Annotated in this window: 20 protein-coding genes; 3 read left to right on the top strand and 17 right to left on the bottom strand. The window is 62.2% G+C overall.

Features of this window, described 5'->3' with window-relative positions; translation table 11 throughout:
- Nucleotides 1-58: 58 nt before the first annotated feature.
- Both argS and C1A35_RS26745 read right to left on the bottom strand, forming a co-directional pair.
- Nucleotides 59-1,819 carry an arginine--tRNA ligase gene (gene argS, locus C1A35_RS26750; protein WP_104667272.1) on the bottom strand — a complete coding sequence of 587 codons (1,761 nt, stop codon included), beginning with the start codon at nucleotides 1,817-1,819 and terminating at the stop codon, nucleotides 59-61.
- A 96-nt stretch (nucleotides 1,820-1,915) separates the two neighbouring features.
- Nucleotides 1,916-3,133: a deoxyguanosinetriphosphate triphosphohydrolase gene (locus C1A35_RS26745; protein ID WP_104667271.1), complete on the bottom strand. Its 1,218-nt coding sequence runs from the start codon at nucleotides 3,131-3,133 to the stop codon at nucleotides 1,916-1,918.
- 211 nt (nucleotides 3,134-3,344) lie between these two features.
- Between C1A35_RS26745 and erpA the strand changes: the two genes are divergently transcribed.
- On the top strand, nucleotides 3,345-3,677 hold the full coding sequence (gene erpA, locus C1A35_RS26740) for an iron-sulfur cluster insertion protein ErpA (protein ID WP_104667270.1): 333 nt from the start codon (nucleotides 3,345-3,347) through the stop codon (nucleotides 3,675-3,677).
- Nucleotides 3,678-3,738: 61 nt separating this feature from the next.
- Here erpA and C1A35_RS26735 read toward each other — a convergent pair whose 3' ends face one another.
- Nucleotides 3,739-5,202 carry a phospholipase D-like domain-containing protein gene (locus C1A35_RS26735; RefSeq protein WP_104667269.1) on the bottom strand — a complete coding sequence of 488 codons (1,464 nt, stop codon included), beginning with the start codon at nucleotides 5,200-5,202 and terminating at the stop codon, nucleotides 3,739-3,741.
- A 207-nt stretch (nucleotides 5,203-5,409) separates the two neighbouring features.
- On the opposite strand from C1A35_RS26735, the gene xth reads away from it, so the two are divergent.
- Complete coding sequence (gene xth, locus C1A35_RS26730) at nucleotides 5,410-6,204, top strand: exodeoxyribonuclease III (protein WP_104667268.1); 795 nt, start codon at nucleotides 5,410-5,412, stop codon at nucleotides 6,202-6,204.
- Between the two features lie 130 nt (nucleotides 6,205-6,334).
- Here the strand turns inward: xth and exoR are convergent, their stop codons facing one another.
- From exoR to C1A35_RS26685, 9 genes are all read right to left on the bottom strand, one after another.
- A complete protein-coding gene (gene exoR / locus C1A35_RS26725) occupies nucleotides 6,335-7,141 on the bottom strand; it encodes an exopolysaccharide production regulator ExoR (protein WP_104667267.1) in 807 nt (268 codons plus the stop codon).
- Between the two features lie 469 nt (nucleotides 7,142-7,610).
- The gene (locus tag C1A35_RS26720) at nucleotides 7,611-8,834 is read right to left on the bottom strand and encodes an OmpP1/FadL family transporter (protein WP_104667266.1); all 1,224 of its coding nucleotides are present in this window, start codon (nucleotides 8,832-8,834) and stop codon (nucleotides 7,611-7,613) included.
- Nucleotides 8,835-9,329: 495 nt separating this feature from the next.
- A complete protein-coding gene (locus C1A35_RS26715) occupies nucleotides 9,330-12,170 on the bottom strand; it encodes a valine--tRNA ligase (RefSeq protein WP_104667265.1) in 2,841 nt (946 codons plus the stop codon).
- 121 nt (nucleotides 12,171-12,291) lie between these two features.
- Nucleotides 12,292-13,104, bottom strand: a complete 813-nt coding sequence (locus C1A35_RS26710; protein WP_104667264.1) for a PopZ family protein — start codon at nucleotides 13,102-13,104, stop codon at nucleotides 12,292-12,294.
- Between the two features lie 209 nt (nucleotides 13,105-13,313).
- On the bottom strand, nucleotides 13,314-14,687 hold the full coding sequence (locus C1A35_RS26705) for a TolC family outer membrane protein (protein ID WP_104667263.1): 1,374 nt from the start codon (nucleotides 14,685-14,687) through the stop codon (nucleotides 13,314-13,316).
- Between the two features lie 289 nt (nucleotides 14,688-14,976).
- Nucleotides 14,977-15,642 carry a protein-L-isoaspartate O-methyltransferase family protein gene (locus tag C1A35_RS26700; protein WP_104667262.1) on the bottom strand — a complete coding sequence of 222 codons (666 nt, stop codon included), beginning with the start codon at nucleotides 15,640-15,642 and terminating at the stop codon, nucleotides 14,977-14,979.
- 212 nt (nucleotides 15,643-15,854) lie between these two features.
- A complete protein-coding gene (gene exbD / locus C1A35_RS26695) occupies nucleotides 15,855-16,280 on the bottom strand; it encodes a TonB system transport protein ExbD (protein ID WP_104667261.1) in 426 nt (141 codons plus the stop codon).
- A 3-nt stretch (nucleotides 16,281-16,283) separates the two neighbouring features.
- Entirely contained in the window at nucleotides 16,284-17,384 is a 1,101-nt protein-coding gene (gene exbB, locus C1A35_RS26690; RefSeq protein WP_199773033.1) for a tonB-system energizer ExbB, read from the bottom strand.
- 184 nt (nucleotides 17,385-17,568) lie between these two features.
- On the bottom strand, nucleotides 17,569-20,043 hold the full coding sequence (locus C1A35_RS26685; protein WP_234823025.1) for a ComEC/Rec2 family competence protein: 2,475 nt from the start codon (nucleotides 20,041-20,043) through the stop codon (nucleotides 17,569-17,571).
- Between the two features lie 315 nt (nucleotides 20,044-20,358).
- Here C1A35_RS26685 and gltA point away from each other — a divergent pair, with 315 nt between their 5' ends.
- Nucleotides 20,359-21,648, top strand: a complete 1,290-nt coding sequence (gltA, locus tag C1A35_RS26680; RefSeq protein WP_034796688.1) for a citrate synthase — start codon at nucleotides 20,359-20,361, stop codon at nucleotides 21,646-21,648.
- Nucleotides 21,649-21,834: 186 nt separating this feature from the next.
- On the opposite strand, the gene lpxB is transcribed toward gltA, so the two are convergent.
- Genes lpxB through lpxD form a run of 5 tightly spaced genes read right to left on the bottom strand, consistent with a single transcriptional unit; the run spans nucleotide 21,835 to nucleotide 26,242 of the window.
- Entirely contained in the window at nucleotides 21,835-23,016 is a 1,182-nt protein-coding gene (lpxB, locus tag C1A35_RS26675) for a lipid-A-disaccharide synthase (RefSeq protein WP_104667260.1), read from the bottom strand.
- Nucleotides 23,013-23,900, bottom strand: coding sequence for an LpxI family protein (locus tag C1A35_RS26670; RefSeq protein WP_104667259.1), 888 nt, complete (start codon nucleotides 23,898-23,900; stop codon nucleotides 23,013-23,015). Before C1A35_RS26670 ends, lpxB begins: the two co-directional genes overlap by 4 nt.
- 5 nt (nucleotides 23,901-23,905) lie before the next feature.
- Nucleotides 23,906-24,721, bottom strand: a complete 816-nt coding sequence (lpxA, locus tag C1A35_RS26665; RefSeq protein WP_199773035.1) for an acyl-ACP--UDP-N-acetylglucosamine O-acyltransferase — start codon at nucleotides 24,719-24,721, stop codon at nucleotides 23,906-23,908.
- Nucleotides 24,718-25,182: a 3-hydroxyacyl-ACP dehydratase FabZ gene (gene fabZ, locus C1A35_RS26660; protein WP_034796695.1), complete on the bottom strand. Its 465-nt coding sequence runs from the start codon at nucleotides 25,180-25,182 to the stop codon at nucleotides 24,718-24,720. Before fabZ ends, lpxA begins: the two co-directional genes overlap by 4 nt.
- Nucleotides 25,175-26,242, bottom strand: coding sequence for a UDP-3-O-(3-hydroxymyristoyl)glucosamine N-acyltransferase (gene lpxD, locus C1A35_RS26655; RefSeq protein ID WP_104667257.1), 1,068 nt, complete (start codon nucleotides 26,240-26,242; stop codon nucleotides 25,175-25,177). Before lpxD ends, fabZ begins: the two co-directional genes overlap by 8 nt.
- Between the last annotated feature and the right edge of the window lie 4 nt (nucleotides 26,243-26,246).

Below are 26,246 nucleotides of genomic sequence, written 5' to 3'. Positions count from 1 at the left end.
CCACTCACAATTGCCTGTATCGCTGTGCCAGTGCATTGTGGGAAAATGGTGACAATACTTATCGCATTTCCTCCGGTGCGGAGGTGCCTGTAATAGACAGGCCGGATTTCAATACCGAAGCGACAGCATGCACCAGCCCGAGTCTGGCAGTACTTAATTCTCTATTTTTATCGTTAACAAAACGTAATTCCGGATTCTCTTTACCTTTGTTCCAATGTCCGTGGAAGGCGGCGGCAAGATCATACAGGTAAAACGCTATGCGATGCGGCTCCTGAGCCAGTGCCGCGGCCTCGATGACCCGCGGATATTCTGCGAGCTTGGCGACGAGCTGGAGCTCCGCCGGATCCATGATCTGGCCCGCAACGGCACCGGCGAGATCGACCGATTCGAGGTTCAGGCCCGGAAATGCTTCCGCCGCCTGACGGAACACCGACCGGCAGCGCGCATGCGCATACTGCACGTAGAAGACCGGGTTATCCTTGGACTGTTCTGTTACTTTAGCAAAGTCGAAGTCGAGCGGTTCCGAGTTCTTCCGGTAGATCATCATGAACCGAACCGGATCGCGACCGACTTCGTCGACGACGTCGCGCAGCGTGACGAAGTCGCCCGAACGCTTCGACATCTTCACCGGCTCGCCGTCGCGGAAGAGCTTGACCAGCTGGCACAGGAGAACCGTAAGCTTCGACGAACCGCCGGAGACGGCCCGTGCCAGCGCTTCCAGGCGCTTGACGTAGCCGCCGTGATCGGCGCCGAGCACATAGATCATCTCGTCGAAGCCGCGGTCGAACTTGTCCTTGAAGTAGGCGACGTCGGCTGCGAAGTAGGTGTAGCTGCCGTCCGACTTGATCAGGGGGCGGTCGATATCGTCGCCGACTTCGGTCGAGCGGAACAGCGTCTGCTCGCGATCTTCCCAATCCTCCGGCAGTTGGCCCTTCGGCGGCGGCAGAGTGCCCTTGTAGACGTGGCCCTTGAAGGTCAGGTCGTTGATCGCCGTGCGGATGGCGGCAGCACCGTTCGCGTGCAGCGTACGCTCGGAGAAGAAGACGTCGTGGTTGACGTTCAGCGCCGCCAGATCCTCGCGGATCATCGCCATCATCGCGTCGATCGTCCGGTCCTTGACAAGCGGCATCCACTTGTCTTCGGGCATCAGCCGGAGGCTGGTGCCGAATTCGTCGGCCAGCGCCTCGCCCACCGGCACGAGATAGTCGCCCGGATAAAGACCCGGCGGGATCTCGCCGATCTCTTCGCCGAGCGCCTGGCGGTACCGCAGGAAAGCCGACCGTGCGAGGACGTCGATCTGCGAACCGGCGTCGTTGATATAGTATTCCTTCGTCACCTCGTAACCGGAAAAGGCCAAGAGGTTGGCGAGCGCGTCACCGACGACGGCGCCACGGCAATGACCGACGTGCATCGGGCCGGTCGGGTTGGCCGATACGTATTCGACGTTGACCTTGCGGCCACCACCGACAACGCTGCGGCCGTAGTCGAGACCGGAACGCACCATAGCCGACAGCAGCTTCTGCCAATAGGAGACAGAAAGCCGGACATTGATGAAGCCCGGGCCGGCGACGGAGACGTCGGTGACTTCCGGATCCTGCTTGAGCTTCTCGACGATGAGTTCGGCAAGCGCGCGCGGGTTCATGCCGAGCGGCTTTGCCAGCACCATCGCAGCATTGGTCGCAACATCACCGTGGCTCGGATCGCGCGGGGGCTCGACATTGACACGGCCGAAGTCAAGCTCGGATCGCTTTTCTCGAACGCTTTCAAGCGTTTCGAGAATGTCCTTAATTCTTGATTCGAAGTCCGTGAAGAGATTCATCTGATCCGTCCGCTTTTCCCGGCCACGCGTGACCGGTGCAAAACTCAAAAAGGAGGCTCGGTTCGGCCGAACCGCAAGCCTCCGGGCGGGGCGTCCCTAGCGCAAATCCGGCGTATGGTCAAACAAGCGCTTGTGCACGCTGATCGCGAATGTGTCGGTCATCCCGGCGAGGTAGTCGCCCACGTGCCGCGCCCGCGCCGGCTCGGCCATTCCAGCAATCTGGTCGATCCAATAGTGCTCGCGCATCAACTGCGGATCGTTCATGAAGGCACGGTAGAGATCGCAGACGATCGAGGCGGCATTCTCGCGCACGCGCATGACTTCAGGATGGCGGTAGATCCGGGTCATCAGCAGGCGCTTGATCTGCTTGTCCGTCTCGCCCATCTCCTCGGAGAAGGTCGCCATCACCCTACCGGCCTGGCGCACGTCGGCAGCGCTTTGCGGGCGTATCTCGGCGATCCGTTGCTGGGCGACGCCGATCACATCCTCCACCATCGCCGTTATCTGGCGACGCATGATCTCATGCGTAAAGCGGCTGCTTTCAAGACCGGGATAGCGATCATGAACCTCGCGCATCAGGCGCGCGAGAAACGGCACGTCTTCGAGCATTTCGAAGGTGAGATAGCCAGCCCTCAGACCGTCATCGATATCATGGGTGTTGTAGGCGATATCGTCGGCGATGGCGGCGACCTGCGCCTCAAGGCTTGCAAAACTCGCAAGCTCCAGATCGTGCAGCGCGCAATAATCGAGGATCGGCTGCGGCACGGGCCCTCGCGTGCCCTCACCGTCCGCGGTCAACAACGGACCATTGTGCTTGACCAGACCTTCCAGGCTCTCCCAGGTCAGGTTCAGCCCGTCGAACTCGGCGTAGCGCCGCTCGAGCTTGGTGACAATGCGAAGGGACTGGGCGTTGTGATCGAAGCCGCCATAGGGCTTCAGCATCTCGTGAAGCGCATCCTCGCCAGTGTGGCCAAAGGGCGTGTGGCCGAAATCATGAACGAGCGCGACGCCTTCGGCGAGATCTTCGTCGAGCTTGAGCGCGCGCGCCAGAGCGCGGGCGATCTGCGCCACCTCGATCGTGTGCGTCAGGCGTGTGCGATAGTGATCGCCGTCTGCGGCGATGAAGACCTGCGTCTTGTGCTTCAGCCGGCGAAATGCAGTCGTGTGCACGATGCGGTCGCGGTCACGCTGGAAATCGGAGCGTGTGGCGCTCGTCGCTTCAGGAAAGAGCCTGCCGCGCGTCATCCAGGGATTCGACGCAAAGGGCGCATGTTCACCATAACCGAAGCCGAGCGCATTTTTGTCGAATGTCATATTCCACCTAATTCATCGTCCCATTGACGGGGCATTCAAGCCTTCATACCTATAGTGAAAGCTACGGAAGCGCGTGACGCAAGATCGACCGATTCCGCAAGCGGAAGCAACGGCTTGGCCGCCGGTCTTGAAAAGCCCCCGGAAACGGCCAGGTCGAATGCTTGAACACAAGGCAATTCTCTCCGGTTCTTGACCCCGGCAGGAGGCAGAAATGACGCATGAAACCGTGACCCTTTCGGACGCTGCTGCAAGGCGGATCGCCACGATCCTGCGCTCCGACAGCCACAACAACGCCATGCGAGTGTCCGTCGAAGGCGGCGGCTGCTCGGGCTTCTCCTACAAATTCGACCTCGTCGACAGCAGCAATGACGATGACCTGGTGCTGGAAAAGGACGAAGCCAAGGTCCTGATCGACAGCCTGTCGCTCGTCTATATGGGCGGCTCGGAAATCGACTTCGTCGACAATCTGCTCGGCCAGTCGTTTCAGATCAAGAATCCGAACGCGGTCGCAAGCTGCGGGTGCGGAACGAGTTTTTCCATCTGACGCCAGTTTCCTGGAGTTTTCTTGGCCGGCTCCGTTCCAGCGACGAACGGAGCTGTTCACATCAGAGATAGGGCGATCCGAGCCAGAGAATGCGGTTCGCCAGTCGATCGGCGAAGGACTTCTTGCGCAACCTCTCAAGGGTGACCGGTTCGGCGGAGGCGAGAATGTCGGAGATCGTGCCGTTGATCGCCTCGGCGAAGCCATGGTCGAGAACCTCAAGGTCGAACTCGAAGTTGAGGCGCAATGAACGCGGGTCGAGATTGGTGGACCCGACATAGGCCCAACGCTCGTCCACCGTCAAAAGCTTGGAATGGTTGAAGGCGCCCTTGGCCCGCCAGACGCGGCAATGCCCCTTCAGCACCTGGTCGAACTGCGCCGTCATCGCCCGGTCAACCAGCAGCAGATTGTTGACCGCAGGGACGATGATGTCCACCTCCACGCCTCGGCGTGCCGCGGTAACGAGCGCGCTGATCAGTTCGCGGTCCGGCAGGAAATAAGGCGACATCACGCGGATATTCTTCTGCGCGACCGAGAACGCGCCCATGAGCATCTTGTGATTGGTCTCGTTGGTGGCGTCGGGTCCTGATGGCACGGCGCGCATCAGCACCGACGGCTCAGCCACCGGCAGCGGCGCCTCCTCGATCGTCCATGCGCCGCCCGCCAGAACCTCGCCGCTGGAGAACTGCCAATCTTCGGCGGAGACCTGGAAGATATCGGCGACCACCGGCCCGACCATGCGGAAATGTGTGTCCTGCGCCGGCTCCTGACCGGCAATCTCGCTGGTAAAGCCGGCCCGGATGTTCATTCCACCGGCAAAGGCGACCTGACCATCGACGACGAGGATCTTTCTGTGCGTGCGCAGATTGGCATAGGGCAGCCGCAACCCCATGATGATGTTGCCGTTGAAGACCGCCGTCGGAACGCCCGCCGCCTCCAGGTGACCGACAATGCTTGGCACCGAGTAGCGCGCGCCAACCGCGTCGATCAGCACGCGCACCTCGACGCCGCGCGCCACCGCGGCGATCAGGGCATCGGCAAAGCGCAGTCCGATGACGTCGCGATCGAAGATGTAGCTTTCCAGAAGGATCGAACGCCGTGCGCCTGCGATCGCGTCCAGCATCGCGGCATAGGCGGCATCGCCGCCAGCGAGCACCGAAATACGGTTTCCCGTGCATATGCTATGGCGCGAAACGCGGTCGCCGAGGATCTTCATCGCTGCAAATCGCTCGCCGAACTCCCCGGATATGTCAGTCTCCGAAACATCGAAGCGGCCGAACTGATCCGGCCCCTGCCCGCGCAACAGGGCGCGTTGCGAGCCAATCGAAGAACGCCGGATACGGTTGATGCCGGCAACGGCATAGATCAGCGCGCCGACGATCGGCGAGAGCAGGACGATACCGACCCAGCCAGCCGCGGCACGAACGTCGTCCTTCGTCATCGCGGCATGAATGGCCGCGGGGATGCCAAGCGCGAAGGACAAGAGCGCCAGGATATGCGGCCAGTAATTCTGCACGAGATCGATCATGGGCGGGACTATAGCCGGCCATCGGGCGGAATCAATTCGATGCCGGTGGCGTATACCGTATCGGCCGTGACCTCCCGAGGCGGGCCGCCCGCGGGCGCCATTCGCCCAGTTGAAAATCCCGCAGGTAACGGATTTGTCAAAAGAATCCGGAGCGGCTAGAACTGAGCCCGCCAAGGACATAACCGACACGGAAGGGCGTTTCGAGCCATGAAGATTGCCACCTGGAACATCAATGGCGTCAAGGCGCGAATCGACAGCCTGCTGGCCTGGCTGAAGGAAGGCGGACCCGATATCGTCTGCCTGCAGGAGATCAAGTCGGTGGACGAAGGCTTTCCGCGCTTCGAGATCGAGGCGCTTGGCTATCACGTCGAAACGCACGGCCAGAAAGGCTTCAATGGCGTCGCGCTGCTCTCCAAGCTCAGGCCGGACGAGGTCAATCGCGGCCTGCCCGGCGACGAGGCGGACGAGCAGTCACGCTTCATCGAAGGTGTCTTCTCGGTCGAGGGCGGCGTGATCCGCGTCTGCTCGCTCTACCTACCGAACGGAAACCCTGTTGATAGCGAGAAATACCCCTACAAGCTCGCCTGGATGCGCCGGCTTGAGGCCTATGCGAAGCAGCGCCTGTTGCTCGAGGAGCCGTTCATCCTTGCCGGCGACTACAACGTCATCCCGGAGGAGCACGACTGCTGGGACATCAAGGTCTGGCAGAACGACGCCCTCTTCCTGCCCGAGACACGCGCCGCATTTCGCCGGTTGCGCAACCTCGGCTTCACCGACGCGGTGCGCGCGACATCGGACGCTGTGCCGCTCTATACGTTCTGGGATTATCAGGCCGGCTGCTGGCCGAAGAATTTCGGGATCCGCATCGACCATCTGATGCTGTCCCCGGAGGCCGCCGATCGCCTTGTGTCGACTTCCATCGACAAACACGTGCGCGCCTGGGAGAAGCCTTCGGACCACGTGCCCGTTATCGGGAAGTTTGCGTTTTCGCCCGCCGCTTGAAGTTCGGCAGTCGCTTGCCGTTCTTTTGCCCGGGATTTCGTCCCTGAGCCGGCTGCCGGTCTAGGGACCATCTCTCTGGAGCAGCTTTCCGCCTCCAGTGTTCCCACCTGAAAACAGGAGCGCCAGTCGCTCAGTCGTCGTCGCCCTGCATGTGCAGGTTCTGCGACAGCGAAATCGCCATGCGCCGATCATCCTCGCTCGCCAGCGAGAAGGCCTGCTCCTGCATCGACTGCATCCAGGGTCGATCCTTCGGCGAACACTGGTCGAGTGCCGCGGTCATGAACGCGAGACCACGAACGGTCTGGCCTTCTTGGAAAATCACGTTGCCAAAGACCCCCATGGCACCTGCGTGACCGCTCTTGCGCGCACGGTTGAGCCACTTCTTGGCCTGCTGAACGTTGACGCTGCCGCCCTCGCCCGACAAAAGCATGCGCGCGAGCTGGAACTGCGCTTCGGAGACGCCGAAGGTCGATGCCGCCTGGAAATAGAGCTGCCGCGCCTGGGCCATATCGGACTTGATCGGGCTGTCGGGGATGCCGCGGCGGTAGTAGCCGGCAAGGGAGATCAACGCGTTGACGAAATAGCCGGTGTCTTCCGAGCCCGGCTCGACGCCCTGCTGGGCGATCTCGCTGTAGATCTTGAAGGCTTCGAGGTCATTCTCGGCGACGCCATCGCCATAGGCGTACATGTTGGCGAGAGCCCAGCGGGAGCCGGTGTGGCCCTTCTCGGCCGCGTATTTGTAGGCCTCTACGGCCTCGTCCTTGCGGCCGTTCTTGTAGGCGGAAAATCCGAACTTGAAGAGCGCAAAAGGACCTGATTCCTTGGTGACACCCGCGCCGGGATCAAAAGCGTAGGCCGGCATGGCGAAGGTCCCGCAGACCGCCAGCGACACGCCGAGTATCGCAACCTTTAGTGACTTTAGTTCACCCGCAAGCATCACAGTCTAATTCTTCCGTTCCAGCCGGCCACGCCGAACCCATCACCGCTGCAAACACACAAGCCCGGACGACCCGCCGCCGGGAACTGCACCAACTCCGCCGACAAAGTCGGCGCAACCTTTCCACAATGAAACTTCGACATAGTCCCCGAAGCAGTCATTTTAATGGACCACTTGCACGGGCGTGCCGGAGGCCACATCTCTTATGACGGTCGTCGGTCCAAGTTTCATTTCACCCCAAACGCTGCAGGTATCGCACTCACATTGCAGGCTTGTCCCTATATCGCTGCTCCCTGTTTGTGGCGGGAAATGGACATAGCCGGGACGAGTCTGATCCTAGCAAACTCTAGCATTAAAAGTGTTGCTGAATCGTCACATTGCGAGACAGTGCGGACGCTTGGTTAAGGGGTTCCACACAAAAGAAAGGCCCGGTAAAAACCGGGCCCTTAACTGCTAGATAAGTGAAAGATCAGAACTTGATCTTGATCGAGGTCGAGACGGCCGCGAAGAAATCGTCGTCGAAATCATATTTCACGTCGTTGCCGACCGGTTCACCGTTGAAGGTTTGCGGACCCGAGCTGCCGCCCGTCAGGATGCCGACTGCACCGGCAAGGCGAAACTCGAGGTTTTCGGTCGCCGCATAAGAAAGGCCGCTGCCGAAACTCCAGGTGTCGGTCTGCGTGCCGAAGCCGTGGCTGGTGCCTCGGTCCCAGGTGATGCTGGCCGCGCCGCTGAGCTTGTCGGTAAACTTGTGACCGATACCGCCCGAAATCGTCCAGCCGTCACGGTAAAGCAGGTTGAGGCTCGTGCACGGCTGAGTAATCGGATTCGCGCCCGGGCCAGGGCAGAACTTCAGGACCTGAAGCTGGCTCCAGTCGGTCCACTTGACCGAACCGAAGGCCACCCAATCCGGCGCGATACCGGACTGCACCTTCAACTCCAGCGAATCGGGCATTGAAGCAAAGCCCGAGACCCCATACTTCGTCCCGACGACGGGAAGCGCGTCTCGCAGATCGATCGAACCCGAGAGGTTGTCGAGATCGACCGCGCTATTGTAAACGAGGCTCGCACGAACGGCATATTCCGGAATTTCGTAGGCCACGCCCGCACGCCAGCCCCATCCGTCCCCTTCGAGATCGAGACGGCCTATGCCGCTCGTTCCAAATGCAGGAACCGGCGGCCGAACAAGGCGCTCCTTGAAGCCGCTGACTTCCTGGTAGAAGACGCCGCCGATGACGCGGAACTGGCCCGGACCGACCGCCCACTTATAGGAGCAGGTCGCAGCGTAGTTGTCGCTCTCAACCTTGGTTTCGGTGTTGTCATTGGCACCGGCCCAGTTGACGCCGGGCTTGGAGTGCGCGCCCCAGGGCTGCGAATAGTCAGCCATACAGTCGAAGCTATCGCCAATGGCGGCCTTGATGCCAACGCGCGGCACCCAGTAGCTCTCGGTATCGCGAACGCCGTCAGACGGACCGCCAGGCGCGCCGTTGGCCGGATTGATATCTTCAACGTTGTTGAGTTCGCGCTGCGGATTGACATAGGTCGCCGATGCTTCTGCGGCATAGTCCGACGGATCAAACAGCAGATCGATGTTGTAACCACCGCGCTCAAGACCGCCCGCATGAGCCGCCGACGCGAACAGCAATCCAGCCGCAACCGACAGAACGCCCCGCTTAAAATTCATGTGAGCCATCCAGCTCCTCCCCCTGCACTGCAACCTGCGACATTCCACCTCATGTCGTGTGGCGGAAGTATTCTCACGATCCTGTGAAATCGCAAATGCGAGATGTTGCAGGTGCCCGACACGATCGGTCGCAAAATTTACGTAAGATTCTCATGATTTAGACACAATCGCGCCAAATCGAAACCATTTTGCTAAAAGTGCGCACGAAATCCACTAAATTAGAATGGATTTCCAAATCATCTGAAAGCTGTGTCACTTGGACAACATTATCGCTTTTTGCGGTAGAACAGCGAAAAACTCCGTTGAAGTTCCGCTGAAAAGCCACGGGCGGTTTCTTGCCGCCGCATCGGATTCAGCTGGGCGAATCAATCCCAAGCCTCGGAAGAGTAAGACTATTTTGCATTTCTAAAATAAGGAAATCCGCGACATTTCTGCCGCGGATTTCGATCTTTTGGGGGCTGGGCGCTCTCTTGGCGCTTGTTCACCCCGGCTGAATTGCCCGTGTCAACCGGCCTCGGCGACGCGCGTGAGCGCGACGCCGAGCGAGTCCTTCTGAAGGTCGAGCTCGACGAGGCGTTCACGCTCCGCTTCGACCAGTTCCGGCTTTGCGTTGGCCACGAACTTTTCATTGGCCAGCTTTCCGAGAATCCGCTCGCGCTCTGCCTCCACCTTGGCGATGGCCTTCTCAAGCCGCGCCTTTTCGGCGGAGAGGTCGATCAGGTTGCCGAGCGGCAGGCAGGCCGTCGCCTCGCCAATGACGATCTGGGCGCTGCCGCGCGGCGCAACAGTGGCATGGTCGATGTGTTCGACGCGCGCCAGGCGGCCGATGGCCTGGGCATGCTGCTGCAGGCGCTCCCGCGTCAGGTTGTTGGCGCCGACGACGATCAGCGGTGCCGTTGCTGCCGGCGGGACGTTCATCTCCGAACGGACCGAGCGAATGCCCGATACGAGATCGATCAGCCAGTTGATCTCGTCGGCGGCAGTGTCGTCGGCATAGGACGGCGCCGGCCATTCCGCGTGGCACAGCAGCGTCGGACGCTCCTGTCCTTCGCCTGCCGTCTGCGCCCAGAGCTCTTCCGTCATGAACGGCATGAACGGGTGCAGCAGCTTGTAGATCTCGTCGAGAACATAGGCGACGCACGCTTGCGATTCGCGTTTCGCCGCTTCGTCCTCGCCACCGAAGACGGGCTTCAGCAGTTCGAGGTACCAGTCGCAGAACTGGTTCCAGACGAAGCGGTAGAGGCTGCCAGCCGCGTCGTTGAAGCGATAGGCATCGAGCGCCTCGGTGACGTCGAGGATGGTGCGCGACAACTCCGTAAGGATCCAGCGGTTGATGGTCAGCGACGCAGCTTCCGGAATGAAGCCATCGCTGCTGGTCACACCGTTCATCTGGGCAAAACGCGTCGCGTTCCACAGCTTGGTACCGAAGTTGCGGTAGCCGGCAATGCGGGCCGGGTCGAGCTTCACGTCGCGTCCCTGAGCCGCCATGATCGCGAGCGTGAAGCGCAAGGCGTCGGCGCCATACTCGTCGATCAGCTCGAGCGGATCGATGACGTTGCCCTTCGACTTCGACATCTTCTGGCCGTTCTTGTCGCGAACGAGCGCGTGGACGTAGACCGTATGGAAGGGTTCGACCGGGGTGCCGTCCGCATCCTTCATGAAATGCAGGCCCATCATCATCATTCGGGCGACCCAGAAGAAGATGATGTCGAAGCCGGTGACCAGCACGTCGGTCTGGTAGTATTTCTCCAGTTCCGGCGTCTCGTTCGGCCAGCCAAGCGTGGAGAACGGCCAGAGCGCCGAGGAGAACCAGGTGTCGAGAACGTCTTCGTCGCGCGTCAGGATCTCGCCCGGCTTGAAGTTTTCAAGCAGGTCCTCGACATAGGCCTTCATCGGGCCTTCATGCGCCAGATAATGCTGGATCGCCGCGTGCAGTGCCTCTTCCTCGGTCTTCTCGACGAAGACCTGGCCGTCCGGGCCGTACCAGGCCGGAATCTGATGTCCCCACCAGAGCTGGCGGGAAACGCACCAGGGCTGAATGTTCTCCATCCACTCGTAGTAGGTCTTCTCCCAGTTCTTCGGAACGAAGTTGGTCCGCCCCTCCTTGACCGCAGCGATCGCCGGCTTGGCGAGCGTCTTGGCGTCGACGTACCACTGTTCCGTCAGGCGCGGCTCGATCGGCACGCCGCCGCGGTCGCCATGGGGAACCATGTGCTTGTGCGGCTCGATCTTGTCGAGCAGACCTGCCTCTTCGAAGATGCGAACGATGATCCTGCGCGCTTCGAAGCGGTCCTTGCCCTCAAGCTCGTCCCAGGCACCATGCAGGGAAGCCGGCTCGGCCAGACCCTCGAGGAAATCCTCGTTGTCCTTGATGGTGATGCGCCCCTCGATCGTCATGATGTTGATCGCACGCAGGCCCGCGCGCTTGCCGACGTCGAAATCGTTGAAATCGTGCGCAGGCGTGATCTTCACCGCGCCGGTGCCGGCGGTCGGGTCGGCATAGTCGTCTGCGACAACAGGGATGCGACGGCCGACGATCGGCAGGATGACGTGCTTGCCGATCAGCGGCTTGTAGCGCTCATCCTCCGGATTGACGGCGATGCCGCTGTCTCCGAGCATGGTTTCGGGACGCGTGGTGGCGACGACGAGGTAGTCGCGCTTCTCCCACTCGGTCGCCTTGCCGTCTTCATCGAAGGCAACCGGATAATCGAAGGTCACGCCGGGCTCGAGCGGATAGCGCAAGTGCCAGAGGTTGCCATTGATCTCGTGCTGCTCGACCTCCAGATCCGAAATTGCGGTCAGAAGCTTGGGATCCCAGTTGACCAAGCGCTTGTCCTTGTAGATCAGGCCTTCCTTGTAGAGCGAAACGAAGACCTCCAGAACGGCCTCGGACAGCCCTTCGTCCATGGTGAAGCGTTCGCGCGACCAGTCGCAGGAGGCGCCGAGCCGCTTCAACTGGTTGAAGATCAGGCCACCGGATTCGGCCTTCCATTCCCAGACCTTTTCGATGAAGGCTTCGCGGCCCATCTGCCTGCGGTGCTGCTGGCTCTCCATCAGCTTGCGCTCGACGACCATCTGGGTGGCGATGCCCGCATGGTCCATGCCCGGCTGCCACAACACGTCCTTGCCGCGCATGCGTTCGAAACGCACCAGCACGTCCTGCAGCGTGTTGTTGAGCGCGTGTCCCATGTGCAGCGAACCGGTCACGTTCGGCGGCGGGATCACGATGCAGAAACTGTCGGCGCCGGGCTTGGCACCCGCCCCTGCACGAAACGCGTTTTCTTCGTCCCACTTCTTAGCGATACGCGGGTCGACGGATGCGGAATCGTAGGTCTTATCAAGCATTTTGGAGCCAATTTAGGAGATTGATGTCAACGTCTTGTAAACCGGAACGGCCGGTGCAAGTCAACACGAACGCAAAAAGCCGCGACGATCGCGCGGCTTCTTTGATTACGGTTCCGCAGTTTTAGCGGCGCGGACCGCGCGCGACGCGCTCGATTTCCTCGCGAACGAGCCGTTCGACGAGCGTCGGCAGATTGTCGTCCAGCCATTCCTGCAGCATCGGACGAAGCATCGCCTCGGCAATTTCATCGAACGAGCGGCGCGACCCCTGGTCCACGGCGTGGGCGAGATCGCCGAAGGACTGGGCCACCTTGCGGCCGACTTCCGGAGAGAGGATCGCGGCCAGCGCTTTCTCAGGCGCGGGCACGTCCAGCGAAACAGCGGCCACCGGGGGTGCAGCGCTTGCGACTTCGCGGACCTCTTCGACCGCCGGCGTTGCGGCCACGTCCGGCTCTACCCGCACAGGCGGGGCAACAACCGGCTCGATCAACGGCGTTTTCGGCGCGGAAACCGCCGCCATGCGCGCGGTGACCACCGGGCTGTCCTGAATGGCGACGACCTGCGGTGCGGGCGGGACCTCGCGTCCGGTAAAGCCCGTCGCGTGACGCTCGGATGCGGCGCGAACCCGTGCCGCGACATCGGCAAGCGAAAGTGGCGGCTGTGCCACCGACGACGCTTCCGACGAAACAGCCGAGCTTTCGGTGGCCGGCGCGGCAGAGACCGGCTGCTGCGCCTCGTCGCGCTCGTCCCGCCGGCCAAAAGCGATCGTCTCGATCTCGCTGTCGATGGTCAGCTCGATCTCGTCGCTCGTCTCGTCCTCGAACTGCTCCTGCGGCGAAAATCCGGCTTGCCCGGGCTCGTTGCTCTCAATGATCTTGCGGATGGATGCCAGGATTTCATCCATCGACGGTTCACGCGCGACATTGAGCTGTGCCATTTCCATCCTCGTTTGACGCGGCAGACATGTGTTCCAAAACTGGACATGCGCCGATTTCCGACAAACCTTAAGTGAGTTCGCGGACGAAACATACGCCACGAATCAGCCACTCAGATTCTTGCACAGATTTGTTTTCAGGGGAAAAAATAGAAACGCCCCGGGAATACCCAGGGCGTTGCTGCAATGTCCAGATAGACGAGAAGACGCTCTTATCGACCGTCGACGGTTCGCAGACCGAACCATTTGTCCTTGACGACCTCGTAGTGCTCTTCGGCACGGTACTCGGCAACCTGTAGCCCCTGATCCCTGACCGTCAGCCGCGCAGAAGCGGCAAGCAGCGAATAGCTGGCAACGACCGCGTCGCGCTGCGCCAGCGCGAGAAGTTCCTGCGCCTGAAGCACATCCTGCTGCGAATCGAGCACGTCGAGGGTCGTGCGCTGGCCAACCTTGCGCTCTTCGATCACGCCGTCGAGCGCCAGCTTGGCGGCGGAGATCTGCGCCTTGTTTGCGGAGATGCGGGCGATCGCCGCTTCGAGCTGGGCATAGGCGGAAACGATGGTCTGCTGCACCGAAGCGCGGGCGGAATCGACCAGGATACGTTGCTGGCCGAGACGTTCCTTTGCCTGACGGATCTGGCCGTATTCGCGGCCGCCCTGGTAGATCGGCACTTCAAGGCGCGCCGTGATGCTGGAGCTGTTGCTGTCGAGGCCATCGGTGCCGGTATTGCCGGTGGTGCGGCCGACCTGGCCCTGCAGGGTCACGCCGGGAAGCATGGAGCCTTCCGCCGACTTGACCTGATACCCGGCCGAATCAACGGAGTACTGGGCCGAGAGAATGATCGGGCTTTCGCGCAGACCGGTCGCGACGGCCTGATCGAGCGAACGCGGCAGGGCCTTTGAGGCCGGCGAAGCCTGCTTGATGCCGCGCGGCACGTCACCGACGATCTGCACATAGGTCGCTTCGCTCTGCTTCAACTGTGCAACAGCGACGATGAGCTGCGACTGGGCGTTGGCGAGCGACGCCTCGGCGAGGCTGACGTCCGTGCGAGTGCCCTCACCCACGTCGAGGCGGGCTTTCGCCGCGTTCACCTGCTCCTGAAGGAAGGCGATGTTCTGCTTGCGGATCGAGACGAGCTGCTGGTCGCGCGCAATGTTGGAGTAGATGGTCGCGGCCGAAAGCAGAATCGATATCTCGTTGGCGCGCAGCGATTCGCGCGTCGCAAACACGTTCGATTCGGCGGCGCGGACATTGTTCAGCGTCTGAAAGCCGTCAAAGACCATCTGGTTTATGGTGATGCCGACCTGTCCCTGGTGGAAATCGGCGGAAGTGCTCTTCTCGCGTTCGACGGTCGAAAGCGTTCCTGAGGCGAAAGCTGCAACCTGGGGCCGAAAGCCGGACTTGGCGATCGGCACGCTTTCGTCAGTCGCCCTCAGGCCGGCCCGCGCGGCGTTCAGGTCCGGGTTGTTTGCGTAGGCTTTGGCCATTGCGCCGAAGATCGTTTCGGCCATCACTGCCTGCGGGGCAAGCAGCAAACTCGTCGAAACGGCGGCCAAGAGGGCCGCTTTGCGGACAATCGACACCATTACTTCTCTCTCCGATCGGGGCGGCAAAGCCTGCCCTCTAATTCCGCGGCGCTGTTCCCTTTGCGAAGAACGGCGCCGCCTAGACACGGCGATGAAAGCGCTCACACCGCCCACTGGTGAGCAAATCACTACCACTGCACTCTTTGAAACCCGGAATCAGGATTCCGACAACTGGCGAGCCATACTCTGCGCAGCCATTTCAAAAAGAAACAAGTACCCCGTTGCGAATTGGCAACATTGTCATTTTAGCAGCACAAATAATTGTTGATATCCCTCAACAAGAGGGACCTCAAAAGACAAATTCCTGTGCACGGCGGAAGCCGGGAAGCGGCTTGACCGCGGTGTTGAAGTCGGGTCGCTCGGAGGTCTTTCCGTGCTCGTGTACATAGAGTTTAGCGCGAGAAGCGTTGCCAAATCCTTCCACGACGACAAGTCGGCCGCCGTCGCGCAGTTGAGCGAACAGATCGGCCGGCAGGACCTCGACCGAGCCGTGAACGAAGATGACGTCGTAGGGCGCCTCGGCGGCATAGCCCTTCTCGAGTTCGCCGGTCACGACGGCGATATTGTCGTAGCCGAGGCGTGACAGCGTTTCGGTCGCGGTGGCCGCAAGCCCCTCATCGCTTTCGAGCGCGACAACGGACCCTGCAACCTGCGACAGCAATGCCGACGCGTAGCCGGTGCCGCAGCCGATTTCCAGGACCACATCGGACTTGGCGATTTCGGCCAGCTGGAGAAGTTTGGCGAGCGGCGACGGCTCCATCAGGTAGCGCGGCGCGCTACCACTGGCCACGTCGAGCGCGATATCGGTGTCGATGTAGGCGAGTTCCTTCATCTTGGCAGGCACGAACTCCTCGCGCGGCACGGTGAGGAACGCGGACAGGACCGAGTGGGACGTGACATCCGTCGTCCGGATCTGGTTGTCCACCATCTTGGTGCGCGCTGCTTCGAAATTCATGGTAGTGCCCTCGTGTCCGGATAGGCGCGGCGCCCGCCTTTCGGGCAAGCGCGCACGATCGTCTTCTGGCTCCCATCGGAAAGCCTTTGAGGTAAGCTCATAAATCGGCGTCCGGCCGGTTTCAAGCGACAGCGGCAAAATGCGCCGGAAAAACGGGAGGGAATTGCACGGCAAACGGCGAAGTCGCGGGCAACGCGACTGCCGTCCCGGCATCAGCGCCCCGGCGCACCTTCCAAGCCGACGAGAGCAATCTTGGTATAGCCGGCGTTCTGGATGAGGTTCATCACCGTCATCAGTTCACCATAGTCCACGGCCTTGTCCGCCCTCAGCAGGATACGCGTCTCCGTATTGCCGTCTGTCAGCCGCTTCAGCTCTTCCGGAAAACTTTCGCGCGCCGTTTCCTCATTGCCGATCGCCAGCACCAGATCAGCCTTCAAGGTCACGAAGACCGGCTTGTCGTCGCGTGGCGTGGGCTTGGCGGCCGATTGCGGCAGATCCACCTTCATGTCCACGGTCGCGAGCGGCGCTGCCACCATGAAGATGATCAGCAGCACCAGCATGACGTCGATGAAGGGGGTGACGTTGATCTCGCTGTTTTCGTCGAGATCGCCGCCGCCGTCGCTGATTTTTCCAGCCATGGGTCACCCGATCCTTGCGATGGTTGTCTCCGCATGACCGAAGTCCTGACGGCGCGGCTGCGCCTTGCGGGCCAGGCGATGGTCGAGGTCGCGGCTGACGAGCCGCTCCACGGCTGCCGCAGCATCGGCGAGAACCACCTTGTAGCCGCCGACCGAGCGGGCAAAATAGTTGTAGATGACGACGGCGGGGATTGCCGCCACCAGGCCGATGGCAGTCGCCAGCAGCGCCTCGGCGATACCCGGCGCCACGATTGCCAGATTGGTCGTCTGCGCCTTGCTGATGCCGATGAAGGAATTCATGATCCCCCAGACCGTGCCGAAGAGGCCGACGAACGGGCCGACCGAACCGATCGAGGCGAGAATACCGGTGCCGCTCGTCATGCGCTTGCCGGCGCGAACTTCGATGCGGGTCAAGAGCGAGGTGACACGTTCCTTCAGCCCGCCTGCCGGCGCATGATCGATCACCGCCTCCGAGCGGGCCATTTCGTCGATCGCGGCGGCAACCATCTCGGCCGCCGGTCCCGACTTCCCGTCGAAGGCCGCCTTCACGTCTGCCAGGCCGTTGGCGGCCGACAGGAGGCGTACCGCCCGCGTGAGCCGCGCCTTGGCGCCGACGAGCTCCAGAAACTTGACCAGGAAGATTGCCCAGGTGGCGACGGACGCCAGCGCCAGGCCAATCATCACGCTCTTCACCACGACGTCGGCGGCCATGAACATGCCGATCGGCGAGAGGTCGTGCGGCAAGACCGGGCTTGCCCCGCCTTCGGCAGCTGCCGGCGCGCTTTCCACCGCGGTCGCGGCGCCCGCCGCTGAAGACGCGTCACCCGAGCCGGCCGGAGCGACTTGCAGCGCCGGCTGCGCCTGCGCCGCCGAGTCGGTCGCCGGAACGGTTTCTACCGTGCCTTGGCCTTCCACTGGCGCCGATGCGGTTGGCGCCGACGCTGTCGGCGTGGCTGCGCCGCCCTGTGTGCCGTTGACCACGGGTGCCGGCGTCGCTGCCTCGCTCGTCGCCTGCGCAAAGGCAACCGTCGGCGAAGCGGCCGAGGACAGGACCAACATCGCGGCTCCCAGCAAATTGATCGTCGGTCGGGCTCGTCTCGGCATCTCGTTCCTCACGTACTGGTCGATATCGTCATGTCGTGGCGAAGGGTCTTGCCGTCATCCGCCGCTACCCTTGCGCGCTTCCGGGGCTCTTTACGCAAAGGAAAACCGGATGACAAGGATTTGTGGAGTTTATCAATCAAGAATAATTTCGCAACCTTCCATTGCCGCAATCGCGCCGGCGTTTTCAGAACGCAGGCTGCTCTTCGACGAAGGCACCGCTGCGCCAATCATAGGTGCGATGGCGCTCCCAAGGGCGGGCAAGCGTCGTGAAGGCCGACCGGAACTGCAGGAGAGGCGTGCCCTGCCCTTTTCGCGGTTCCGCTCGAATTTCGATCGCGCCCGTGCGGCGAAGCATCCGCGCATCCACGATGCGGGCGCGGCTCGCCCGGCATGCTTCGACATCGACCCGGGCGGCAACGATGACCAGGTCCGCCTGATCGCACAACGCGGGAAAAAGGCGCGGGTTTTCGAGGGTGACGATCGTCCAGCCAATGCCGTTGCGCGCCGCGCACCACTGCTTTTCGCGGCAGACGAAACTGCCTTCCGTGCTTGTATTGATGGCCGATGAAAAATCCGCGCGGATCGCAGCGACCTTTTCCCCGCCTATCGGCGGCGCCTTTCCGGCCGCCTTGTCCATAGCCGGATAAAGATCGTCGACCGCAGGGGCAAGCATGGCCGGCGGCGCGTGTTTTCCCACGGCGAGCGCCCGTTGCCATTGTGAAAACACGAAGTCCGGCGGGCGTGGACGGTTCGTCGCGATGGCGCTATCCGTAACCAGACCGACGAGCCGGCCATCTTCGGCGATCACGATGTCGGGCAGGCTGCCATCTTCGAGTGTCAGGCTGAACAAACCCGCACAGATCAGCACCAGGCCAGAGATGGCGAGCCAGCTGCGCAGCACGCAGACAACGACGCCGCCGATCGCGATCAGCACGAAGCCGATAGAACCGATCCGGCCGGTAACGACTTCGCCGTCGAGCGAGGTCACGAAGCGGGCAACATCGAGCATCCGGTCGAGGCCCCATGCCATCGCCGCCAAAGGCAATTGCTCGAGCCCGAACGGCATCAGCAGCATGGCGAACAGGCCGAACGGCATGATCACTATGCTGATCAGCGGCATGGTGAGAATGTTCGCAAGCAGCCCATAGGCCGGCAGCCTGTGGAAGTAGGCGATCGAATAGACCGACGTTGCCAGGCCGCCGATGAGTGACGTGACGAGGATGCCTGCGGCGATGCCGGCAAGCAGACGCCCCTTCGCGCCGCGGTCGGCCACTTCGGTCTGCGTTGCACGCCGCTCACGCCAGCGTCCATAACCGGCTACGAGCGCCAGGGTCGCGGCGAACGACATCTGGAAACCGGGCCCCGCCACCGCCGAAGGCATGAGAACCACGATGACGATTGCGGCAAGCGCAACGTTGCGCAGACTGATCGACATGCGATCGAAGAACACCGCGACCAGCATGATCGAAATCATGATCCAGGCGCGAAGCGCCGACACGGCCCCGCCGGAGATGAGAATATAGAGGCAGACCATCAGCAGCGCGCCGGCCGCAGCGATCTTCTTGATCGGCACACGATGCGCCAGCCCGGGAACCATGCTGAGAACAGTGCGTGCGCCGATCAGGAACGTTCCGGCCGCGAGCGCCATGTTGAGACCGGAGATCGCCAGCACATGCGCGAGCCCCGCCTGCCGCAGCACCTCGACCGTTTGCCGGCTGATTGCCCGCTCCTCGGCGGTGACGAGCGCCGCTGCCAGCGCGCCGGTATCGCCTCCGATCGCCGCGCGGATCCTCTCGCCGACCGTCTCGCGCATTGCGGCCATGCTGGTCGCCACCGCCGAAAGCAGCGAACCCGTCGTGCCGGGATCCCCGGTTGCAGCCTTCTCGGATTGCCTGGGCGCACCGTAGAAAAATCCGACGGCGCCGACGCCCTTGAAATAGCTGTCGAAGGCGAAATCGTTGAGACCGGGCAGCGCCGGGCCCGACGGCGGAGACAGCCGCGCCCTGCCCTCGATCGAGGCGCCGAGCGGGAACGGATCCCCGGAGTTCCGCGCCACCAGCGTCACCTTCAGCGGCTGGCGGCGCAGCTTCGGCCTGCTCGTTTCCTCGACGTCTACCCCGTACCGCCATCGGCCACGGTCGTCCTGCTCGCGGGAAAAAACCACGCCCCGCACGTCAGTCGTCACCGGTGCATCAAGAACAACCGTGTCGGTGCGCCATGTCTCGACCGCGACCAGCAGCATGCCTGTCATGAACAGAGACACCGCGGTCAACGGGCCCCTCAAGGAGCCGAGCCTCCCCCTGCACGCCAGCGCTGCCATTCCGAAAATGCAAAGCAGCACTGCAAGATTGGCAATCCGGAGGTCGAAGGGCAACGCCAGCCAGGCAAGCACGCCGAAGATCATGAACACCGGGATCAACACGAAACCGTGACCGAATGCCCTCTCCTCTTCGATCGCCGCGAGGAACACCGGCTTCAGCGCGGCGGGCCGCAAGCGCGCCATGCGAGCCGCGATTTCCCGCCATGGCTGCCCGAGAAACGGGGCCCGGCGCCCGCTTGTGGCCGAGGCTGGGGCGACGGCGGCGGCATCGGATCCGGGCAGCCTGAAGCTGTCGCGTTCGACGTCGAGCGACCCTTGCCGCATTTCCGTTTCGCTCATTGCGCCCGCACTTTGGCCCCTAAGTTCGCGGCCGATCATGCAACCAACGTCACGCAACTGCAACCGAGGCGCTATCTGCCGAAAAAAGCGGCAAACCTATATAGAATGGTACCGCACCATCATCGGACGAGCTTATTGATCTCTTTGGACTTATTGCCGTAACATGCCCTTATTGCGTCGCCATATGCACATTTTCGCATCGCACAATTTGCCTTTCGTACAGCTTGGCAGTCGAAAATAAATCATATAGCAAATTCGCAACGTTCATTGTCGTGGCACGTCTGTGTGCCACGTTGCCATAAGACGGAGGGTCCGATGACTGATAAAACCGCGGTTGTAACACTCGATGGAAAGTCGGCGGATCTTCCGGTGCGATCTGGGTCCATCGGCCCAGACGTCGTAGACATCGGCTCGCTCTACAAGCAGACGAAGATGTTCACCTACGATCCGGGCTTCACGTCGACGGCATCGTGCGAATCCAAGATCACCTATATCGACGGCGACGAAGGCGTGCTGCTGCATCGCGGCTATCCGATCGAACAGCTTGCCGAGCACGGCGACTTCCTCGAAGTCTGCTACCTGCTGCTCTACGGCGAACTGCCGACGAAGGCGCAGAAGGCCGACTTCGACTATCGTGTCACGCACCACACCATGGTGCACGAGCAGATGTCGCGCTTCTTTACCGGCTTCCGCCGCGACGCACACCCGATGGCCGTCATGTGCGGTTGCGTCGGCGCCCTGTCGGCGTTCTACCATGACTCGACCGACATCACCGATCCGCACCAGCGCATGGTCGCTTCGCTGCGCATGATCGCCAAGATGCCGACGATCGCGGCGATGGCCTACAAGTACCACATTGGCCAGCCCTTCGTTTACCCGAAGAACGATCTCGACTACGCGTCGAACTTCCTGCGCATGTGCTTTGCCGTTCCGTGCGAAGAATATGTCGTCAACCCGGTTCTGTCGCGCGCCATGGATCGTATTTTCATCCTGCACGCCGACCACGAGCAGAATGCGTCGACCTCGACCGTTCGCCTCGCCGGCTCGTCGGGTGCCAACCCGTTCGCCTGCATCGCGGCCGGCATCGCCTGCCTCTGGGGCCCGGCCCACGGCGGCGCCAACGAAGCGGCGCTCAACATGCTCGCCGAAATCGGCACGGCCGACCGCATCCCGGAATTCATCGCCCGCGCCAAGGACAAGAATGACCCGTTCCGCCTGATGGGCTTCGGTCACCGCGTCTACAAGAACTACGATCCGCGCGCCAAGATCATGCAGAAGACCACGCATGAAGTGCTCGCCGAACTCGGTCACAAGGACGATCCGCTTCTCGAAGTGGCGATGGAACTCGAGCGCATCGCGCTCACCGACGAGTACTTCATCGAGAAGAAGCTCTACCCGAACATCGACTTCTACTCGGGCATCACGCTGAAGGCGCTCGGCTTCCCCACCACCATGTTCACCGTGCTCTTCGCGCTCGCCCGCACCGTCGGCTGGATCGCGCAGTGGAACGAAATGATCGAAGATCCGGAACAGCGCATCGGCCGTCCGCGCCAGCTCTATGTCGGCGCTCCGCAGCGCGACTACGTGCCGGTCTCCAAGCGCTAATCGGCATCAGCCAAGACAAACAAACAAAGCCCGGTCATCAATGACCGGGCTTTTGTTTTTCTAGAGTTTCGTTCGAATTTCGCTGATCGATGGAAGCCGGCAACGATCTCGGCCGCAGGCAGCCTTCGGCGTGCCGCACGCTGGCGGGTTCGATGTGTTGAGGGAGCCGGCGCCCCGCTCAAGGGGCTATGAATTCAGATTGTTTCGATTGAGATAGCCAAGAACGATCCCGGCTGCCATCTCGCCGGGCGGCTGATCGGTCGCCATGCGCTGTTGCACGAGCGCGTAGCCGTCCAGCATCGAGGCGCGTTGCGCCGTTGCACCCGAAAGCCGCTCCATCCAGCGCGTCAATGCACCGGGACGGATCGACTCGCCGAAGTATTCCGTGACGATCGGGAAATCCGCGATCAGGTTGGGCAGCGCTCCACTCCAGATGCGGATGCGCTTGTGCAGGAGCTTCACCAGAAAGTCAGGCGCATAGGTCGAGACGACGGGCACGCCGGCCAGAGCGAGTTCCAAAATGACCGTGCCGGAAGCAGCGATCGCCGCGTCGGCTCGGTCGAAGGCGGCCCATTTGTCGGCCGCACCGACGGAAATCTCCGGCTGGATCGCCCAGGATGCGGTGATTTCCCGCACCAATCTCTCCTGGCGCGGCACGGTGGGCAGCAGGAAGCGAATGCCCGGATGGCGGGCGGCGAGTTCGTCGACCGTCGCGCGGAAGATCGGCAGCAAGCGGCCGACTTCGCTTGAGCGTGAGCCCGGCAGGAGAAGGCACGTCGAAATGCGCCCGTCGCTGGCGCCGGCAAGGCGCTGCTGTCGGCTGGCACGCACGGCAAGCACGTTGGCGTCGCTTGCAAGGCGGTGGCCGACATAGGTGGTCGGCGGGCCCTGCAGCCGCTCCATCGCTTCCGGCTCGAACGGCAAGACCGCGAGCACGTGATCGACATAACCGCGCATGCGCGGCGCCCGCTCCGGTTTCCAGGCCCAGACACTCGGGCAGACGTAGTTGATGACAGGCAGATCCGGCAGCGCGGCGCGGACCTTGCGCGCGACGCGGTGGGTGAAATCCGGGCTGTCGATGATCAGAAGCGCATCGGGCCGGGCCGCGATGATCGCCTTTGCCGTCTGCCGGATGCGCATGATCAGCTTCGGGAGACGCGCCAGCACCTGCGTGAAGCCCATGATCGACAGTTCGGAGTAGTCGAAGAGCGAGCGAAGACCTTCGGCCTCCAATGCCTCGCCGCCAACGCCGACCAGCTCGACTTCGGAACGGCCCTGTGTCCGAAGGGCGCGAACGAGGTCGGCGCCGAGAAGATCGCCGGAAACTTCGCCGGCAATGACCGCAAGCTTGTAGCGCGGCGCGCTCATCTCCCGATGCCTCCAGGTGTGCGCTCGACCCCGGCGACGAACAGCCCCGCGCGATCGGCGACCTCGACCACTTCATCGCGTTCAAGCACGAGCGCCCGCCCGGCCTCGACGGCAACGCCGGCGAGACCGGCCCGCTCGGCAAGGGCGATGGTCGACGGACCGATCGACGGCAGATCGGCGCGCAGATCCTGTCCGGGCTTGCAAAGCTTGACGAGGACGCCGCGCCGGCGGGAGGAGACACGCCCCTCGGCCTTCAGCCTGGCGACGCGCTCAAGCATGGCATCCGTGCCTTCGGCCCCCTCGAGCGCCACGACACGCCCGCCAATCGCAACAGCCCCCTGCCCCACGTCGAGCGTACCGAGCGCATTGGCGGCGGCTATACCCGCTTCTATATCGCGCCGGTCGTCGCCGTCGGGGGTTACAGCCCCTATGGGGCCCGGCTCGGCCAGCAGATTGGGAACCACCTCGTGCACGCCGATGACATGCGCGCCGCTTGCCTCGATCAGTTGCATCGCCATGCGCAGGACAGCATCGTCCCCGCCCGAGACCAATGTCTTCAGAACGGACGGTATCTTTGCAAGGGTGCGCAGCGTCGGGCGGATATCACGCCATTCCGGACGGCGCCGAACCCAGCCGGACAAAACGACGCGGTCGATCCCTTCGTCGCGAAACGTGCGGCTGATATTGGCGAAATCGCCGATCGCCAGCACCGAGTGGTCGAAACCGACCCAATCGGCTTCTTCCGCTTCACGCGAGAGCGCGATGATGTAGGGATCCTCGCCGCGTGCGCGAACCGCTTCGGCGACGTGATGGGGCAGTGCGCCCCCCCCAGCGATGATTGCGAGCCGGCCGCCGGTCGCTGCACGGCTCGCGGCAGAAGACATCACGGTCAGGCCTTGCCGCGCTGCGGCGACGACAGCGCCCGATCACTCTCGGCGCCGATGAAATCGAGAATTTCAATGACCGGCGCACAATCAATATAGTCTTCGCGGATCGCTGCGGCATTGGCGCGGATCGATTCCGGCCCTTCGAAGATCTGCTTGTAGGCCCGGCGGACCACGTGGATCGTGGCGCGATCGATGCCGGCCCGGGTCATGCCGACAACATTCAGCCCGCTGAGCAGACCGGGGTTGCCGTTGAGCATGCCATAAGGAATGACATCGTAGCTGACGGCCGACAGACCGCCGATAAAGGCCTGACGGCCCACGCGCGTGAACTGGTGCACCGCGCAGCCGCCCCCGAGAATGACGCGGTCCTCGACCGTGACATGGCCGGCCAGCATCACGTTGTTGGACAGGATGATGTTGTTGCCGAGGCGGCAATCATGCGCCACGTGCGAATTGGCAAGAAAGAGGTTGTTGTCGCCGACGATCGTCTTGCCGCCATGTTCGACGGTCCCCGTGTTCATCGTCACGCCTTCGCGGATCGTGCAGTTGGCGCCGATCAGCAGTTCGGTATCGACGGCGCTGTGATGAACGCTTTGCGAATCGCCGCCGACCACGGCGTTCGGAAAAATCTTCGTGCCCTTGCCGACGCTCGTGCGGCCGGACACCACGACATGGCTGAGAAGCTCGACGTCGTCGCCCAGAACGACTTTCGGCCCGATAAAGCAAAACGGGCCGATCTTGACGTTCTCGCCGATCACAGCCCCGCTCTCGACGATCGAGGACGGGTGGATCTTCGCAGATGCTGCAATCATGTTCAGGCGTCTTCCTTGCTGACTATCATCGCGCCGATATCAGCTTCTGCGACAAGTTGCCCGTCAACTTTTGCATCACAGTGAAATTTCCAGATATTGCCACGCTGCTTCTGCTTGACGACATGGAACTCGACGCGATCGCCGGGCACGACCGGCTTGCGGAAACGCGCATTGTCGATGGTCATGAAATAGACGAGGTTCGTGCCGGTTCCGACCTTGCGGGCACAGATCGCGCCGGCCGTCTGCGCCATGCCCTCGACGAGCAGGACGCCAGGCATGATCGGCTGCTCGGGGAAGTGGCCGGTGAAATGCGGCTCGTTCGCCGAAACGTTCTTGATGCCGATCGCCGAATTGTCGCCGTCGATCTCGATGATGCGATCGACGAGCAGAAATGGGTAGCGATGGGGAAGCAGTTTCAGGATTTCCTGAATATCCGCCGTACCGAGAACCGTTGCTGCTTCACTCATTCGCGCCGCCCTTCTTCTTTTTCTGTCTTTCCTCTGCCCGCATGGCCATTTCCGCAACGTCGCGCAGGAAATCACGCATCGGGCGCGCCGGAATACCGCCATAACGTTCGCCGGCCGGAACATCGGCCGCCACGCCGCTCATGGCAGCGATCTGGACGCCGTCGCCGACGGTAATGTGGCCATTGACGCCGCTGCCGCCGCCAATCATGACGCCGTCGCCGATCTTCGTGCTACCGGCGATGCCGACACCGCTGACGATGCCGCAATAGCGACCGATGCGCACGTTGTGACCGACTTGAACGAGATTGTCGATCTTGGTGCCCTCGCCGATCACCGTGTCATCCATCGTGCCACGGTCAATCGTCGTATTCGCGCCGATCTCGACATGATCCTGGATGATCACGCGCCCGACCTGGACGATCTTGATCATCCCGCCCTTCGGACCCGGCGCATAGCCAAAGCCGTCCTGCCCGATGCGAGCGCCGGGGTGGATGATGACGCTGTTGCCGACGAGCGCACAGAGCACGCTCGCGCCTGCGGCAATCGTGCAGTCGCGACCGATGCGCACGCCCGGACCGATGATCGCGCCGGCTGCAATCCGCGTGCCGCGGCCGATCTCGGCGCCGGCACCAATGACAGCCATCGGCTCGACCTCGACATCGTCTTCAAGCCTTGCCGTCGGGTCCACAAACGCGCCGGGCGCGATGCCGCGCAGGCTCGTATTGCGTGCCGGGCGCATCGCAATCTCGTGCAACAGCGTGCCGGCAAGCGCAAAGGCGGTATGCGGGCGGGCCGTCAGAAGGACTGGGATATGGGAAGGAACGAGCGACGCAATCGCCTTGTCGCAGATGATCGCCGACGCCTCGCAGGTTTCGAGTTCGGCGCGGCTCTTGCGAGACAACATGTAGCAGACGTCACCGGGCTTCGCCCGATAGACCGGCGCTACGGAACGGACGGCGCGGTCTGCGACCGCGACATCCACCAACTCCGCCCCAATCTGATCCGCCAGGTCACCCAGGCGGATCCCATCATGGGGTGGAAAAAACCAGTTCTGTTCCATGGAC

It is taken from the genome of Ensifer adhaerens (assembly GCF_002940685.1).
Taxonomy (GTDB): Bacteria; Pseudomonadota; Alphaproteobacteria; order Rhizobiales; family Rhizobiaceae; genus Ensifer; species Ensifer adhaerens_E.
Note: the sequence above shows the minus strand (reverse complement) of the source record. Positions and strands in the feature narration are given on the sequence as shown.